Origin of the sequence: Zobellella iuensis (assembly GCF_016746085.1) — a bacterium.
GTDB classification, from domain to species: Bacteria; Pseudomonadota; Gammaproteobacteria; order Enterobacterales; family Aeromonadaceae; genus Oceanimonas; species Oceanimonas iuensis.
Window position 1 is genome coordinate 237,570 of record NZ_JAERTZ010000018.1, and the last position, 17,619, is coordinate 255,188.

Below are 17,619 nucleotides of genomic sequence, written 5' to 3' on the forward strand. Positions count from 1 at the left end.
ATGAGTCAGTTTATTGTGATCGAAGGGTTGGAGGGAGCCGGCAAAAGCACGGTGCAACGCCATGTGGTCGACTGGCTCGATGCCCGGGGCATAGCCGTGATGACCACCCGGGAACCGGGTGGCACCCCCCTTGCGGAAAGAATGCGGGCCCTGGTCAAGGAAGTGCACGACGAGCCCCTGACCATGGAGGCCGAGCTGCTGCTGATGTATGCGGCCCGGGTGCAGCTGGTCAAAACCCGGATCCAGCCGGCTCTGGCCATGGGCACCTGGGTGGTGGGGGATCGTCATGATCTGTCCTCCCTGGCTTACCAGGGAGGAGGCCGCGGTATCGACCTGGGCCTTATCCGCCAGATCAAGGCGGCGGTGCTGGGTGATTTCGGCCCCGATCTTACCCTCTATCTGGATATCGATCCGGCCGTCGGGCTGCAGCGGGCCCGGGCCCGGGGCCCGCTTGACCGCATCGAGCGGGAGCAGCTCGGCTTTTTTGAGCGTACCCGCGCCTGTTACCTGGAGCTGGTGCGGGGCGATCCGCGCTGCGAACTGCTCGACGCCGGCCGCAGTGAGGCCGAGGTGAAAGCCGCGGTGCTGGACTGCCTGGAGCGACGTCTGTGTATCCCTGGCTAGTCTCCCACCGGCAGCAACTGCAAGCCCTGGTGCGGCACGGCCAACTGGGCCATGCCTTGTTGCTGAAGGGCATGGCCGGGCTGGGCAAGCGTGAGCTGGCCAAGGAACTGGCACAGATGTTGTTATGCCAACATACAAGTATTACTCCCTGTAACAACTGTCACTCCTGCCAGCTCAACGCCGCCGCCAGCCACCCGGATCACCATGTGATCACCGGCGAGGAACGCAGCATAGGTATCGATGCCATCCGTCAGTTGGGTCAGGTCTTGAACGAAAGCGCCCGCCTCGGCCATGGCAAGGTGGCGGTGATCATGCAAGCCGAAAAAATGACGGAAGCCGCTGCCAACGCCTTGCTGAAGACCCTGGAGGAGCCGGCAGGGGAGGCGACGCTCATCCTGACCAGTGCTCACCCGGAGCAGTTGCCGCCGACCGTGCGCAGCCGATGCCAGCAGTGGCTGCTGCCGGTACCGGACAGCGCTGCGGTGCTGGCATGGTTATCGGCCCAGGGACAGGACGGCAGTCTTACCGCGCTGAATGTGAATCAGGGCTCTCCGCTGAATACCCGTGATTATCTGGCGGCGGGTACCGATCGGCAACGCCGGCAATTACTGCAGCAGTTTGCCGAACTGGCTGGCCATCGTCATTTACTGCCGACGCTGCAGCAGGGATTACTGGCCGAACCGAGGCATTTGCAGTGGTTGCAGCTGTTACTGCAGGATGCCTTGCAGCTGGCTCTCGGGGTGAACACCGCCTTGCGGCTGGTTGACAGCGAACCGCTGTGCCGACAGCTGAGCCGGCTTGGATCGGCGAGGCTCAATCAGGCGCTGACGGAGCTGGTCCAGCTACGCCGCACCTTGCAGCCCACCGCCGGCCGGCCGGTCAATGCCGCGCTGCAACTGGGGCAGTGGCTCAATCGCTGGACCCAGCTCTCGGCCGCCGGCGGCCGCGATGGCCGGCTTCCCCATTAACATATTCATCAGGAGACGGTTGTGCTGGTTGACTCCCACTGCCATCTGGACAAGCTCGACTACGGCAACAAACATGCAAACATGGCCGAGGCCATCGCCAAGGCCGCCCAACGTGGCGTCGACCATATGCTGTGCATCGGTGTCGGCCTCTCGTCCTTTCCCGCCATGCTCGAGGCCATAGCGCCTTTTCCTCAGGTGTTTGCCTCCTGCGGCGTGCACCCCCTGCACCAGCAGGACGAGCAGAACGATCCGGCCCTGTTGCGCCGGCTGGCCGCGCACCCCGCCGTGGTGGCCATCGGCGAGACCGGGCTCGACTACTTCTATGCACCGGAAACCGCCGCTCTGCAGCGACAGGCATTCGAGCAGCATGTGGCCACCGCAGTGGAGCTGGGCAAACCGCTGGTGATCCATACCCGCAATGCCCAGGATGACACCCTGGCCATACTGCGCCAGGGTGGGGGCGACCAGGTCGGCGGCGTGCTGCACTGCTTTACCGAGTCGCTGGCCATGGCCGAAGCCGCCATCGAGCTCGGGTTTTATATTTCCATTTCCGGCATCGTCACCTTTCGCAGCGCCGATGCCCTGCGCGAGGTGGTGAAGGCGCTGCCCCTAGAGCGGCTGCTGGTGGAAACCGACTCGCCCTGGCTGGCCCCGGTGCCGTTTCGCGGTGAGGAAAACGAACCCGCTTATACCCGTACCGTGGCGGAATATATCGCCCGGCTAAAAGGCGTGACCCTGGAGCAGGTAGCGGAGCAGACGACCGCCAACTTCTTTGAGCTGTTCAAACTGGCCAGGCGGTGAGCGCCCGATAGGGCCGGTGCCTCCGGCCCGATTTCCTTTCTGCCCCGAGGTCCTCTATAGTAAGGCTGCGTTTCGTTTGTATCCTGCTCCGGAGGTCAACCTTGCTTACCTGGCATTTATGGCTGATTGCCGCCCTGTTGCTGCTGCTGCTGGAGTTGCTGGGCACCGGTTTTTTCGCCTTCGCCATGGGGATAGCGGCGCTGGCGGCCATGGTGGCGGCACTGTTTGACGCCAGCACGACCTCGCAATGGTTTACTTTCGCCATCGCCGCCGCCCTGCTGGCCCCCCTGCTGAAACGGCTTTTTCGCCGTTATGCCCCTTCCCGGCGCACCAGCTTCCTCGCCGGCGAAAGTCGCCGGCAGCAGGGCGAGTTGGTCCGGTTGCCTTCCGGTGAGTTCCGGTTAAAGCTTGAAGGCGATCTGTTTTTGGTCCGTAGCGAGTCGGGGGCCCCCTTGACCGCCGGTGCCCGTGTTTGTATTCGCCGTTTCGATGGCATCACCGCCATCATTGATTAAAAAGGAAGCTCCAATGGATGCCATGTTAATCATTGCCCTGGTCTTTACCCTTGTCATACTGGCCCTGATCGTCAAGGGCCTGATGATAGTGCAGCAGTCGGAAGCCGTCGTCATCGAACGTCTCGGCAGTTATCAGAAAACCCTGGCTCCCGGAATCAACTGGATCATCCCCTTCGTGGACAAACCCCGTTCGATCAAGGTACGGCGTTACCAGGCCATCGGCGGGGAGAATATCCCCATAGTCCAGGAGGAAACCCGCATCGATCGGCGTGAAACCGTGCTCGATTTTCCCGGCCAGTCGGTGATCACCGCCGACAATGTCAGCGTCACCGTCAATGGTGCCCTCTATTTCCAGGTCATCGACCCGGAGCGGGCCGTCTACCAGACCGAGAACCTGATCCAGGCCATCGAGATCCTGGCCAAGACGTCACTGCGTTCGGAAGTGGGCAAGATGGAGCTGGACAAGCTGTTCGAATCCCGCCAGGAAATCAACGACAAACTGCAGATAGTGATGGACGAAGCCGGTAACAAGTGGGGAGTCAAGGTGACCCGGGTCGAGATCCAGGACATCACCATTCCCGCCGAGGTGGAAGATGCCATGCGCAAGCAGATGGCCGCCGAACGGGAGCGGCGGGCACTGGTACTGCGGGCCAGCGGCGAGCGGGAAGCGGCCATCGCCAAGGCGGAAGGGGAGAAGCGCTCCAACATCCTGGTGGCGGAAGGGGAGAAAGAGGCGGCCATCCTGATGGCCGAAGGCCAGCGGCAGGCCATCGACAAGGTCCTCGCCGCCGGCAATGAAAAGCTGGATCCACAGTTGGTGATCGGTTATCTGCTGGGCCTGGAATACCTGAAAACCCTGCCCGAGATCGGCAAACAGGGGGATCGCATCTTCCTGCCCTATGAGGCCAGCAGCGTACTGGGCGCCGTCGGCAGTATCGAAGCCTTGCTGAAAAGTACACCCAGGTAAGACCGGACAACGTAGGGTCGGACAACAGAGGAGCCAGTGAGCTCCTCTGTTCATTTACATCATCCGCCTAGGCACGAACCGGGTCGTGCGCCGGGCAGGGGCCCTCGAGCCGGATCTATGCCATCACACCGCCATCCCCAAAAAAAGCCAGGTACAAAATCCGTGTACCTGGCCTAGGGGAATGGCTCATATGCTGAGCCGTGCGCTAGTGAGAAGGCACCAAAGGTGCGCTTCAACCTAAACTATTGGCCAGAATCCCACAGCCTGCCAGCCACAGGCCAAAAAAGTTGCTCTGATCCCGATGGTTGAGCCGTTTTCACTGCCCGGATGCCGGTTGTCGCCCAGAAGGGGCTTGCAACCGGCGGTACATAATATTACTGTATTTATATACAGATATGGGAGTCAGTCATGGCAGTCACGATACAGTACCTGGTAGTCAGAAACGGAATCGAAAAAATGACCTTCACCAATAAGAAAGACGCGGATGCCTACGACCGCCTGCTTGAATTGGCCGAACACCTCGACGAGTTGCTGGCCTCGGGCCCGGTGGCCCTGGGCGAGCAAGATCGTGAGGCACTGGCCCTGTTCCTGGCCCAGCATCAGGACCAGTTGAGCGGACCCAAGAAAACACCGGCCAAAAAAGCGGCCAAGCCGGCCGACGAGATCAAAGTCGTGGCCTGAGGGCAGAGTCAGTAATACAGGGTACGGTACAGCCCGGGCTGCTCCAGCAGTTCGTGATGGGTGCCGGACTGACTGATTTTGCCGTCTTCAAACACCAGCACCCGATCCGCCTGGCGCACCGAACTGAGCCGATGCGCCACTATCAGCGTCGTCCGGCCACGCAAAAAACTCGCCAGCGCCTGGTGCAGCTTCTGCTCGGTTTCCGTATCCAGCGCCGAGGTGGCCTCATCCAGAATGACGATGGCCGGGTTCTTCAACACCATGCGGGCAATGGCCATGCGCTGTTGTTGACCGCCCGACAGCCGGACACCCCGCCGTCCGATTTCCGTGTCCAGTCCCTGTTCCATGGCGGCAACCACCTGATCCAGCTGCGCCACCCGCAGCGCCTGCCACAGGGCGCTGTCGTCGTGCCGGTCGCCCAGGCTTAAATTGGCCCTGATGGTATCGTTGAACAGTATCGGTTGTTGCAACACGGTGGCGACATGTTCACGGATGGTGGCAAAACCGATATCGCCGCTGCGGACGCCACCAAAGCGGATATCACCGCTATCGGCCGGGTAGAGGCCGAGCAACAGCTGGATAAAGGTGGACTTGCCGCCGCCGCTAGCTCCCACCAGCGCCACCTTTTCCCCGGCCCGGATATGCAGGCTGACGTCATCCAGCACCTTGCGCTCGCCATTGTAGGAAAAGCTGAGTCTGTTGACCTCTATCGGCAGGGTGGTGGCGCCGTCGAAGGGATTGACATGCCCCTGGGGCTCGGGCTCCCCCCCCAGGGCCAGCATCCGGTTGATGCGCTTGAGTGCCGCGCTGGCGGCATAAAAGGAATACTGCATATTAAGCAGATCCTGCACCGGTCCCATCATGAACCACAGGTAACTGAATACAGCAAAGATCTGGCCCACGGTCAGATCCGTATAGAGCACCATGATCATGCCCACCGCCCTAAACAGCTCGACTCCGGACAAGAACAGCAGAAAACTGGCCCGCCCGGCCGCTTCGCTTTTCCAGGCATAGTCGATGGCGGTATCCCTTACCCCCCGGGCCTTGTCGATGACCCGCAGCAGATAGTGCCGTTCCCGGTTGGCCGCGCGGATCTCGTGAATGCCGTCCAGGGTTTCCACCAGCGCCTGCTGGAACACCTCGAAGGCGCTGTTTTCGTTACGCTTGAGGTGCTTGACCTTGGCACCCAGGCGGCTGGAGAAGTAGACCACCACCGGGTTGAGCAGCAGAATAAAGAGCCCGAGCTGCCAGTTGATCAGCAGCAGCACCACCGCCGTGCCCACCACGCTCAGCAGGCTGATCAGCAACCGGCTCAGGGTCTCACCGAGAAATTTGTCCAGGGTCTCCACATCGGTGACGTAATGGGAGCTGACGCTGCCGGCACCAATGGACTCAAAGGCACGCAGTGGCGTCTTCATCAGCTGCCGGGCCAGCCGACGGCGGATCTGAAAGGTCAGGTGCTTGGCCACCCGGGCGAATTGCTTGCCTTGAATGATATTGAACACCAGCGCCAGGGTACGCAGCAACAGGGTGATCACCAGTATCGCCAAGATGTAGCCGACGCCTTGCTGCCAGGCCGCCGGCAGCAGGTGATCCAGCCAGGCCAGCAGGGTGCCGGGGCTGTCCAGCAACACCTCGTCTACCAGCAGCGGCATCAACAGCGGTACCGGTACGGCCAGCAGGGTGCCGATCAGGGCGAACAGGTGGGCATAAATCAACAGGCGGCGATGGCGTTTCATCATATGGATAAGGTCCGGCCACTGCAAAACCGGGGTTTTCAGATTTTTTTTATCCATCAATCACCATCATCGGGTTTTCATTTGGAGAAAGGGCAGGTAAGTTAGGCAAAAATAAACGGCGCTTTCTCTTTTATGTCTGAAAAATCTGCATTTTATCAAAGCCTCACCGCGCAGGCACTGGCTCTGTGCGAAGGGGAGCCCAACCGCATTGCCAAGCTAGCCAACCTGTCCGCCCTGCTCAACCTGGCGCTGAACGATATCAACTGGGTCGGTTTCTATCTGCGCGAGCAGGATACCCTGGTGCTCGGACCTTTCCAGGGCAAACCGGCCTGTGTACGCATTCCGGTAGGAAAAGGCGTCTGCGGTACCGCGGTGGCCACGGCGGAGGTGCAGCGTGTAGCCAATGTACATGAATTCGCCGGCCATATCGCCTGTGACGGGGCCAGCAATGCGGAAATCGTGCTGCCCCTGGGGCAGGGCGATAACGTCTGGGCCGTACTGGATATCGACAGCCCGGTGTTCGGGCGTTTCGATGAAGAGGATGAAGCCGGTCTGAGGCTGTTTGTGGCCGCAGTGCTGCCTTTGCTATAACGCCGGGGTCGCTTTTGTCAGCGTGCCCTTTATAATGTGATTGTTTCAATGGGCGGTGCGCCCTTAGGTCTTAACCCAAGGTATTTCATGGAAAACTCGGAAAAACTAAAAAACAGCAAAGAAGTCATCGCCTACCTGGCCGAGAGCTTCCCCCAGTGCTTTGTTGCGGCCGGTGAAGCCAAGCCACTGAAGATCGGCATTTTTCAGGATTTGGCCGAACGTCTGGCCGAAGACCCCAAGGTGTCCAAGACGCTGCTGCGTACCGCCCTGCGTCAGTACACCTCCAGTTGGCGTTACCTGCATGGCCTCAAGGCCGGCATGAGCCGGGTCGATCTGGACGGCAACCCCTGCGGTGAGCTGACCCAGGAGCATATCGATCACGCCAAGGGTGCGCTCAAGGAAAGCAAGGATAAGGTCTTCGGTGCCCGCAAAGAGAAACCCGCCGCCAAGAAGCCGCGCCCCAAGGCCCGCAAGGTCGATCCGGCGAACTTGTCCGTGGAACAGAATGTCAAAGTATTACTGGGCAAGTCTCCGGTTCCCGCTACCATTAAGGAAGTTACCCGGGACGATGTCCAGGTGGAGCTCAAAACCGGTCTGTCGGTTCGCGTCAAGTTTGATCATCTTATCCTCTAAGGAGTAGGGTTTGACCAGTCACGGAATTCGTTTGTCTCTGGTAGCCGCCGGTATCATGGCTGCGGGGATGGCCTGGGCGGTGCCTCCGGCCATCGATGCCTCGGCGATTCCCGTTTTGGCACCGGAAAGTCAGCATGCGGCCGCCAGCAAGCGGATTACCGCGCTGTTCACCCGCTCCCATTATCAGCAGTTTCAGCTGGATGATGCCTTTTCGGCAGAAATTTTCGATCGCTTTATCGAAAGCCTGGACTTCGGCAAGAACATCTTCACCCGGGGTGATATCGCCCAGTTCGAGCGCCATCGCCACAGCTTTGACGACTTGCTCAGGGCCGGTCGCCTCGATACGGCCTTCGATATGTACAACGAAAGCCTGCGGCGCCGCTACGAACGCCTGGTGTATGCCCTGTCCTTGCTCGACACGCCGATGACCTTCGATGGGGACGAGCAATATCAGTTCGATCGCAGCAAGGCGGACTGGCCCAGGGACAGTCGTGAGCTGGACGAACTGTGGCGTCAACGGGTCAAGTTCGACGCCCTGAGTCTGGCCCTGGCCGACAAAGACTGGGATGAAATCAAGGACACGCTGGCCAAACGTTACAACAATGCCATCAAGCGCCTGGCCCAGAGCGAAAGCGAAGATGCGTTCCAGAGTTTTGCCAATGCCTTTGCCCGCGCCATCGAACCTCATACCAGTTATCTCAGCCCGCGCAATGCCGAACGCTTCGAGACCGAGATGAACCTCTCGCTCGAAGGGATCGGTGCCGTCCTGCAGGCCGAAGACGACTATACGGTGATCCGCTCCCTGGTGCCGGGCGGCCCGGCGGCCAAGTCCAACGAGCTGCAGCCCGAAGATCGTATCATCGGGGTCGGCCAGAGCGCCGAGCAGATCACCGATGTCATCGGCTGGCGGCTGGACGAAGTCGTGGATCTGATCAAGGGACCCAAAGGCACCAAGGTCTGGCTGCAGATCCAGCGTGGCCAGGCGGTCACGGCCACCCCGAGGGTCATCGAGCTGATCCGCGATACGGTGCGGCTGGAAGACAGGGCCGCCAGCGGCAAGGTGCTGCAGGTCGATGGCGAGACGATAGGGGTGGTCAGTATTCCGAGTTTCTACGTCAACCTGAGCGTGGATGTGGCCAAGGAAATCGACAAGCTCAAGCAGCAGGATATCAAGGGCCTGGTGATCGATCTGCGGGCCAATGGCGGCGGCGCCCTGACCGAAGCCTCGGCCCTCACCGGGCTGTTTATCCACAGCGGCCCCGTGGTGCAGATCCGCGACGGCCTGGGGCGGATCTCGGTCAATGGCGATGAGGACAACCAGCTGACCTACGATGGCCCCATGGCGGTATTGGTCGATCGCTATTCGGCCTCCGCGTCCGAGATCTTCGCCGCGGCGATGAAGGATTATGGCCGGGCCGTCATCCTGGGCGAGAATACCTTCGGCAAAGGTACGGTGCAGCAGCACCGCAGCCTGTCGCGCATTTACGATCTCTATGAAAATCCCATGGGATTCGTCCAGTTCACTATCGCCAAGTTCTACCGGATCAACGGCGGCAGTACCCAGAACCGGGGCGTAAAACCGGATATCCCGTTCCCGACCGCCATCGAGGCCGAGGAAACCGGTGAAAGCATGGAGAAGAACGCGCTGCCCTGGGATCAGATCTCCAGTCTCGAGTTTGATCGGCTCCATGATCTGACGCCCCTGCTGGGCAAGCTCCGCCAGCGTCATCAGTCCAGGATCGAGCAGGATCCGGAATTTACCTACATCTTTGAAGACATTAGGGAATACCAGCGACTGAAAGACAAAAGCGCGGTTTCGCTCAATCTGGCCGAGCGCAAGGCCGAGCTGGATGAGCAGGATGCCAAATCCCTGGCACGGCTGAACGACAGGCTGCGCCGGGCAGGAAGGAATACCGTTGACTCGCTCGACAACGCTCCGGGTGACTTCGAGCCCGACGACAGCTACCTGCAAGAAGCGGCACGCATTACCGCCGATCTGGCCAAGCTGCTTGGCTGACTGCCTGCCCGGCACCGCTTTTCCGGTGCCGGGCTTTCTTATTAAAGCCCCTCGGATGACTTTAACGAGATCCCCGCTATGACCCAAACAAAACCCCAAGTGCAATACCGCGACGATTATCAGCCGCCCCATTACTGGATTGATACCCTGGATCTGGATGTCCAGCTGCACGACAGCGCCACCGAGGTGGTTGCCATCAGCCGTATCCGGCGCAACGGTGAGCACAGCGAGCCCCTGGAGCTGGACGGCGAGCAACTCGAACTGCTGCAGGTGGCCATCAACGGGGTGGACACCAGCCAGTACCAACAAACCGGGAGCGGGCTGGTGTTGAGCCAGGTACCGCAGGAATTCGTGCTGACCATCAGGACCCGCATCAGTCCGGCGGCCAATACCGCCCTGGAAGGACTGTACAAGTCGGGCAATGCCTTTTGTACCCAATGTGAAGCCCAGGGCTTTCGGCGCATCACCTATTACCTGGACCGACCCGACGTGCTGGCCCGTTTCAGCACCCGCATCACCGCCGATGCCGGTCTTTATCCCTATCTGTTGTCCAACGGCAACCGGGTGGGGCAGGGCAGGTTCGACGACGGCCGCCACTGGGTGCAATGGCAGGATCCTTTCCCCAAACCGGCCTACCTGTTCGCCCTGGTGGCGGGAGACTTTGATGTGCTGCGTGACAGCTTCACCACTCACAGCGGCAGGGCGGTGGCACTGGAGATCTATGTGGACAAGGGGAATCTGCATCGGGCCGGGCATGCCATGGACAGCCTCAAGGCTTCCATGGCCTGGGACGAGCAGCGCTGCCACCTGGAATACGATCTCGACATCTATATGATAGTGGCGGTGGATTTCTTCAATATGGGGGCCATGGAAAACAAGGGCCTGAACGTCTTCAACGCCAAGTTCGTGCTGGCCGATGCGCACACCGCCACCGACAACGATTACCTGGATATCGAACGGGTGATCGGTCATGAATACTTCCATAACTGGACCGGCAACAGGGTCACCTGCCGCGACTGGTTCCAGCTGTCCCTGAAGGAAGGGCTGACGGTATTCCGCGACCAGGAGTTTTCCTCGGATCTGGGGTCGCGCACGGTCAACCGCATCCGCAACGTGCGTATCATCCGCGGCCCGCAATTTGCCGAAGATGCCGGTCCCATGGCCCATCCCATCCGTCCGGATGCGGTGATCGAGATGAACAACTTCTATACCCTCACCGTGTACGAAAAAGGCTCGGAAGTGATCCGCATGCTGCATACCCTGTTGGGGGAGCAGGCGTTCCAGCGCGGGCTGGCCCTGTATCTGCAGCGTCACGACGGCGAGGCCGCCACCTGCGATGATTTCGTGGCGGCCATGAGCGAGGCCAGCGGGCGGGATCTGAGCCGTTTCAAACGCTGGTACGGCCAGTCCGGAACCCCGGTGCTGACGGTGACCGACGACTATGACGCCGCCCGGGAACGCTATACCCTGACCGTGCGCCAGCATACCCCGGCCACCCTGGATCAGCAGGAAAAACTGCCGCTGCATATTCCGCTCAGCCTGGCGTTGTATACCGCCCAGGGCGAACCGCTCACGCTGATGGCCGAAGGCCGCTCGGTGGGGCCGGTGCTGGATGTCATGGAAGCGGAGCAGCAGTTTGTATTCGAGCAGGTTCCGTCCCGGCCGACACCGGCCCTGCTGCAGGGGTTTTCGGCCCCGGTCAAGCTGAACTACGGCTACACCGATGAGCAGTTGGCACTGCTCGCGCGTTGCTGCCTGGATGAGTTCGTCCGCTGGGATGCAGTACAGATGCTGATCAACAAGAGCGTCGTGGCCCATCTGGCCCAGGCGCAACGCCCAGAAGCACCGGCGCTGCCTCGCGCCCTGGTGGAGGTGTTTCGTGCTATCCTGGAGGACGCTTCGCTGGACCGGGCACTGAAGGCCGAAATGCTGACCCTGCCCGATCTGGGCAGCCTGCTGGAGTTGTTCGAACGGGTCGATATCGATGTGCTGGCCCGGGTGCATGAAGGCCTGCAGCAGGGACTGGCCGACGCGCTTCACCCTTTGTGGCAACAGGCCTACGCGGACAACCTGACCCCCGCATATCGCATCGAGCATCAGGACATGGCCCGCCGGGCCCTGAAGAACGTGGCCCTGGGCTATCTGGCTCTGGCCGGAGACGAGGCGCTGGTGCAACAGCAGTACCACCAGGCCGACAATATGACCGATACCCTGGCGGCCATGAAGGGGGCGGTGCGGGCCGGGCTGGAAGGCGGTCAGGCCATGCTGGCCGATTTTGAAAACAGATGGCGCCATGATGGGCTGGTACTGGACAACTGGTTCCGGCTGCAGGCCACGGCGCCGGGCGAGGGGACGCTCGAGCGGGTAAAAGATCTGATGCAGCACCCGACCTTCAGCTTGAGCAATCCCAACCGGGTGCGCGCCCTGATCGGGGCCTTCGCCGGCGCCAACCCGGTGCAGTTCCATCGCCGCGACGGGGCCGGTTATGATCTGCTGGTCTCGGTGCTGGAGCAGCTCAACCACAGCAACCCCCAGGTGGCCTCGCGGCTGGTCACCCCGCTCATCCAGTTTGCGCGGCTGGATGATACCCGGCAGGCCATGATCAGATCCCGGTTGCAACGGCTGATGGCCCTGCCGGAGCTGTCCCGGGATCTGTTTGAAAAGATCAGCAAGGCCCTAGCCTGATGCAGCGGTTGCGCTTTCGTCTGGCGATTTCCAAGGCGCAACTGCTGCGTTATTACCAGGGGCGGGTGGCCGCCCTGTCGGTCAATACCGAGCAAGGGCTGCGGCTGCAGGTGGCCTTGCATCATTTTCGCAGCTTCGTGGGACACGACGGTTTGAACGGTTATTTCGAAATCGAGCTGAATGAGCAAAACCGACTGCACCGGCTGAGCCGACTGCCATAAGCATCCATTCCATTGCATATAAAAGGCCCTGGATACGGGCTTTTTATCTTATTTACTCAGCAATTGCTGATAATTAATAAACTCCCCGCCTAACTATTCAAAATTAGATTGAAACAATTCATTCACCTTTAGCAGATTCTTTCGCTAAAGTATTTTCATGCATTGTATATATTCCACCCACAAGTGACCTGGTCGATATTTCTGGACCTTTTTTCACTGCTTCGCTCGCATTCCAGATAGGCCGGGCTTAAACTGGGCCCGTCCCGTTGGGGGCTCCACTCCCCATGGTTATTGCCTGTACCCGAGGAACACTACGCCATGACATTCAAAGACGCAGCAACATCCGTTTTGCTTGAAAACGTCAATCAATTGGTAGAAGACAAATTTTCCAATCACACCGCTTCCCTGGTGAACACCTTCGTCAGCAAGCTCTACGGCGGTATGACCCACGATGACCTGAACCACCGCAATGACAGTGATCTGTATGGTGCCGCCATCAGCCTGTGGAACTCGTTTGAAACCCGCGTCGATCAAACACCCTATGTTCGGGTATACAACCCCGAACTCTCCCGCCATGGCTGGCAGTCTCCTCATACCATTGTCGAGCTGATTATCAAGGATGCCCCTTTCCTGGTGGACTCCATCCGCATGGCGCTGACCCGGCTGGGTATTACCTCGCACCTGATGCTGCACCAGCCGATGCACCTGATCCGCGATGAGCAGGGAAAACTGCAACGGATCCTTGGCCGCCAGGAGCAGGCACAGCAAAACCGGGTGGAAACCGCTTTCCTGATCGAGATCGATCGCCAGCCCCAGGTCGAAGCCCGTGAGCGGTTGCGCGACGAACTGCTGTCGGTGGTAGAAGAAGTCGCGATGGCGGTGGGGGACTGGCAGCCCATGGTGGACCGGCTCGGCGACATCATCAAGAGCCTGCCCAAGCAGGCGAAGGAAGCCAATCCGGATGATCTGAAGGAAACCCTGGCTTTCCTCAGCTGGGTGGCGGATCACAACTTCACCCTGATGGGCTATCGCCGTTACAACGTGTCCGCCATCGAAGGCGACTATGAGCTGGTGCCCGAACTCGACTCCAGCCTGGGCTTGATGCGCAAGGCCCAGCAGACCGACGGCCTCAGGCTCAGCAGCCTGACCGCCACTGCCCGGGAGGCCGCGCTCAGCAAGGATATCCTGGTTCTGACCAAGACCAATCACAAGTCCCGGGTGCACAGACCCGCCTATATCGACTACATCGGCGTCAAACGTTTCGACAATAAAGGCAAGGTCGTCGGGGAAGACCGTTTTATCGGCCTCTATGCGTCCAGCATCTACAACACCAGTGCCATGCAGATACCGCTGATTGGCGCCAAGCTCAAGCGCATCATCGACGCATCCGGCCTGGAGCGCGGCTCCCATGCCTACAAGGCGCTGTTGAATATCCTGGAAACCTACCCCCGGGATGAACTGATCCAGGCGACCGAGAAAGAGCTGCTCGATATCGGCATGGGTGTGCTTGCCATGCAGGAACGGGACATGACCCGGCTGTTCGTGCGGCGGGATCTGTTCGGCCGTTTCTTTTCCTGCATGGTGTACGTCACCAAGGAACGTTACAACACCGCCCTGCGGGAAAAAACCCAGCGTATCTTCCAGCGTTATTTCGGCTCGGAAGAAGAAGTCGAGTTCACCACCTATTTCTCCGAAGGCGTACTGGCCCGCACCCATTATCTGATCCGGGTGCAGAATAACTCTATGGATATTGATGTGAACGAAATCCAGGCAAACATGATTGAAGCGGCCCGCAGCTGGGAAGATAAGCTCGAGCAGGCCCTGTCCGCCAGTTTCGGCGAGGCCGAGGGTAACCGGCTGAAAAACAAATACCGCAACGCCTTCCCACGTTCCTATACCGAAGAAGTGATGCCGGGGTCGGCGGTGGCCGACATCGAGAAGCTGGAGGCGCTGAACGATGATCATAAACTGGGCATGCTGTTCTACCGCGCCCAGGAAGAAGAGCGCGATTCCAACCGGGTACGGCTCAAGCTCTACCATCGCGCCGAGCCCATCCACCTGTCCGACGTATTGCCCATGCTGGAAAACATGGGGCTGCGGGTGATTGGTGAAACGCCCTATGAAATAGACTGTGCCGGTGAAACCTTCTGGATCCTCGATTTTTCCATGCTCTACACCGGCAGCCCGCTCGATCTGGATGCCAGCCAGGAGCGGTTCCAGAAAGCCTTTGCCCAGGTATGGAGCAACGAGCTGGAAAACGACGGCTTCAACCGCCTGGTGCTGGCGGCTGGCTTGTCCGGCCGTGAGGTCAGCCTACTGCGTGCCTATGCCAAGTACATGCGCCAGACCGGCGTCAGCTTCAGCCAGAGCTATATCGAAGAAACCCTGTCCCGTTATCCGGCACTGGCCGGGCTGTTGTTCACCCTGTTCCAGCGCCGACTGTCACCTAAGCTCAAGCAGGATCCCAAGCAGATCCAGAAACTGCATCAGCAATTGATCGAAGAGCTGGACAAGGTCGCCAACCTGGACGATGACCGTATCATCCGCCGCTATATGGAGATGATCGAAGCCACCCTGCGGACCAACTTCTACCAGCCGGCGGCAGATGGCAGCGACAAGCCGTATATTTCCTTCAAGATGGCGCCGGAATCCATCAGCGAGATGCCCCAGCCCCTGCCCAAGTTCGAGATTTTCGTGTACTCGCCGCGGGTGGAAGGGGTGCACCTGCGTTGGGGCAAGGTCGCCCGGGGCGGCCTGCGCTGGTCCGATCGCCGGGAAGATTTCCGTACCGAGGTGCTCGGCCTGGTGAAAGCCCAACAGGTGAAGAACACCGTGATCGTGCCGGTGGGCGCCAAGGGCGGCTTCGTCTGTAAACAGCTGCCGGTGGGCGATCGCGCCGCCTTCCTGAAAGAGGGGCAGGCCTGCTACCGCCTGTTTATCCGCGGTCTGCTGGACGTGACCGACAATATCATCCAGGGCGAAGTGATACCGCCGAAAAGCGTGGTACGTCACGATGAAGACGACTACTACCTGGTGGTGGCGGCCGACAAGGGCACGGCCACCTTCTCCGATATTGCCAACGAAATCAGCGCCGAATACGGCCACTGGCTGGGTGATGCCTTCGCCTCCGGCGGCTCGGTGGGTTACGATCACAAGAAGATGGGCATCACCGCCCGCGGCGCCTGGGAATCGGTGAAGCGCCACTTCCGTGAAATCGGCATCGACTGCCAGCAAACCGACTTTAGCTGTGTCGGCGTCGGCGACATGGCCGGCGACGTATTCGGTAACGGCATGCTGCTGTCGCCCCATACCCGCTTGGTGGGTGCCTTCAACCACCTGCATATCTTTATCGATCCCGAGCCGGATGCCGCCAGCACCTTCAAGGAGCGTGAGCGTCTGTTCCATCTGCCCGGCTCGAGCTGGGAGGACTACGACGCTTCCCTGATCTCCGAAGGCGGCGGTATCTTCCTGCGCTCGGCCAAGTCCATCAAGCTTACGCCCCAGATGAAAAAACTGCTGGGCACCCAGAAGGCCAGCCTGACCCCGACCGAGGTGATCCGTCACCTGCTGATGGCCGAGGTGGACCTGCTGTGGAACGGCGGTATCGGCACCTATATCAAGTCACGCCGGGAAACCGACGCCGACGTGGGCGATCGTGCCAACGACGCGGTGCGGGTCAACGGTGAAGAGGTGCGTGCCCGTATCGTGGGCGAGGGCGGCAACCTGGGCTGCACCCAGTTGGGCCGGATTGAATATGCCAGCCGCGGCGGCCGCATCAACACCGACTTTACCGACAACGTGGGTGGGGTGGATTGCTCCGACAACGAGGTCAACATCAAGATCCTGCTCAACGCCCTGGTCGACAAGGGCGAACTGACCAAGAAACACCGGGATCAGATGTTGTACGACATGACCCAGGACGTGGCCGGCATCGTGCTGACCAACGCCTATCGTCAGTCGCAGACCATCTCCATTACCGAGCACCGCGGCGCCAGCCCGCTCAAGGAGCACCAGCGCTTCATGCAATGGCTGGAGCGGGACGGCAAACTCGACCGTAACCTGGAGTATCTGCCCAACGACGAAGAGCTGGCCGAGCGCATGGCCGCCGGCAAGGGCCTGACCCGTCCCGAGCTGGCCATCCTGGTGGCTTACGGCAAGATGGTGCTGAAAGAGCTGCTCAACGTGCCCGAGCTGACCGACAATGCCTATATCGCCCGCCTGCTGCCGAGCAGCATGCCGGCCCAACTGGTGGAACGGTTCGGCGAGGCCCTGATGGATCACCCGCTGCGGGGCGAGATCATCGCCACCCGTCTGGCCAACATCATGGTCAACGACATGGGCTTCAACTTCGCCAACCGGATGCAGGACGAGACCGGCGCCAGCATGAGCGACATCGCCATCAGTTTCATGATTGCCCGGGAAGTGTTCGGCATGAATGAGCTGCTGCGCGACATCGAGGCCCTGGACAACCAGGTGCCGGCCGAGACTCAGCTCGACATGTTCTACCAGGTACGGCGCATGGTACGCCGGGCCACTCGCTGGTTCCTGCGCTCACGCAACCGTAACCTGGGTATCGAGGAAACCATCGCCCAGTTCAAGCCGGCCTACGACACCTTGGCGGAGCATCTCTATAGCGTGATGATCGAGGCGGAAGTGAACGAGCATCAAGCCGCGGTGGCCCGCCTGGAACAGCAGGGGATTCCGCGCTCGGTGGCACAGCGCGTGTCCCACATGAGCAGCCTGTTCTCCGCGTTGGACCTGGCCCAGGTGGCCGCAGAGCAAGAGCGGGACATCCGGGTGGTGGCCGAGCTGTACTTCCACCTCGGTGCCGAGCTGGAGCTGCACTGGTTCCTGGATCAGATCAACCAGCAGGCGGTGGGCAACCACTGGCAGGCCCTGGCCCGTGCGGCCTTCCGCGAGGATCTGGACTACCAGCAACGCAGCCTGACCTCGGTGGTGCTGAAAAACTGTAAAGCCCAGGGCGAATGCGCTAGTATGCTCGACCAGTGGCTTAATGAGCATGAGCAGCTGCTGAATCGCTGGCGTCACCTGCTGGCCGACTTCAAGACCTCCGGCAGTCATGAATTCGCCAAGTTCTCGGTCGCCCTGCGCGAGCTGAACCTGCTTCATCTCAACTGCATGAACGCCGTATAACGGTGCACAACGCAAAAGCCCCG

The 17,619-nt window shown here is 60.3% G+C and carries 13 protein-coding genes; 12 read left to right on the plus strand and 1 reads right to left on the minus strand.

Annotation, left to right across the window (positions count from 1 at the left end):
- The 6 genes from tmk to JKV55_RS07920 all read left to right on the plus strand — a co-directional run bounded on the left by tmk (nt 1) and on the right by JKV55_RS07920 (nt 4,556).
- Complete coding sequence (gene tmk, locus JKV55_RS07895; RefSeq protein ID WP_202083927.1) at nt 1–624, plus strand: dTMP kinase; 624 nt, start codon at nt 1–3, stop codon at nt 622–624.
- Nucleotides 609–1,592: a DNA polymerase III subunit delta' gene (holB, locus tag JKV55_RS07900; RefSeq protein ID WP_202083929.1), complete on the plus strand. Its 984-nt coding sequence runs from the start codon at nt 609–611 to the stop codon at nt 1,590–1,592. The genes tmk and holB overlap by 16 nt, the downstream gene beginning before the upstream one ends.
- 21 nt (nt 1,593–1,613) lie before the next feature.
- Nucleotides 1,614–2,393, plus strand: coding sequence for a TatD family hydrolase (locus JKV55_RS07905; RefSeq protein ID WP_202083931.1), 780 nt, complete (start codon nt 1,614–1,616; stop codon nt 2,391–2,393).
- A gap of 101 nt (nt 2,394–2,494) precedes the next feature.
- The gene (locus tag JKV55_RS07910) at nt 2,495–2,908 is read left to right on the plus strand and encodes an NfeD family protein (protein ID WP_202083933.1); all 414 of its coding nucleotides are present in this window, start codon (nt 2,495–2,497) and stop codon (nt 2,906–2,908) included.
- 13 nt (nt 2,909–2,921) lie between these two features.
- Nucleotides 2,922–3,875 carry an SPFH domain-containing protein gene (locus JKV55_RS07915; protein ID WP_202083935.1) on the plus strand — a complete coding sequence of 318 codons (954 nt, stop codon included), beginning with the start codon at nt 2,922–2,924 and terminating at the stop codon, nt 3,873–3,875.
- Between the two features lie 408 nt (nt 3,876–4,283).
- A complete protein-coding gene (locus tag JKV55_RS07920) occupies nt 4,284–4,556 on the plus strand; it encodes a YebG family protein (RefSeq protein ID WP_202083938.1) in 273 nt (90 codons plus the stop codon).
- A gap of 8 nt (nt 4,557–4,564) precedes the next feature.
- Here JKV55_RS07920 and JKV55_RS07925 read toward each other — a convergent pair whose 3' ends face one another.
- Entirely contained in the window at nt 4,565–6,298 is a 1,734-nt protein-coding gene (locus tag JKV55_RS07925; protein ID WP_237332745.1) for an ABC transporter ATP-binding protein, read from the minus strand.
- Between the two features lie 129 nt (nt 6,299–6,427).
- On the opposite strand from JKV55_RS07925, the gene JKV55_RS07930 reads away from it, so the two are divergent.
- From JKV55_RS07930 to JKV55_RS07955, 6 genes are all read left to right on the plus strand, one after another.
- Nucleotides 6,428–6,886, plus strand: coding sequence for a free L-methionine (R)-S-oxide reductase MsrC (locus JKV55_RS07930; RefSeq protein WP_202083942.1), 459 nt, complete (start codon nt 6,428–6,430; stop codon nt 6,884–6,886).
- 87 nt (nt 6,887–6,973) lie between these two features.
- On the plus strand, nt 6,974–7,519 hold the full coding sequence (gene proQ / locus JKV55_RS07935; RefSeq protein ID WP_202083943.1) for an RNA chaperone ProQ: 546 nt from the start codon (nt 6,974–6,976) through the stop codon (nt 7,517–7,519).
- Between the two features lie 10 nt (nt 7,520–7,529).
- Complete coding sequence (gene prc / locus JKV55_RS07940; protein ID WP_202083945.1) at nt 7,530–9,536, plus strand: carboxy terminal-processing peptidase; 2,007 nt, start codon at nt 7,530–7,532, stop codon at nt 9,534–9,536.
- Between the two features lie 78 nt (nt 9,537–9,614).
- A complete protein-coding gene (pepN, locus tag JKV55_RS07945; RefSeq protein ID WP_202083947.1) occupies nt 9,615–12,221 on the plus strand; it encodes an aminopeptidase N in 2,607 nt (868 codons plus the stop codon).
- The gene (locus tag JKV55_RS07950) at nt 12,221–12,442 is read left to right on the plus strand and encodes a DUF2835 family protein (protein WP_202083949.1); all 222 of its coding nucleotides are present in this window, start codon (nt 12,221–12,223) and stop codon (nt 12,440–12,442) included. The genes pepN and JKV55_RS07950 overlap by 1 nt, the downstream gene beginning before the upstream one ends.
- A gap of 318 nt (nt 12,443–12,760) precedes the next feature.
- A complete protein-coding gene (locus tag JKV55_RS07955; protein ID WP_202083951.1) occupies nt 12,761–17,596 on the plus strand; it encodes an NAD-glutamate dehydrogenase in 4,836 nt (1,611 codons plus the stop codon).
- The last annotated feature ends 23 nt before the right edge of the window (nt 17,597–17,619 follow it).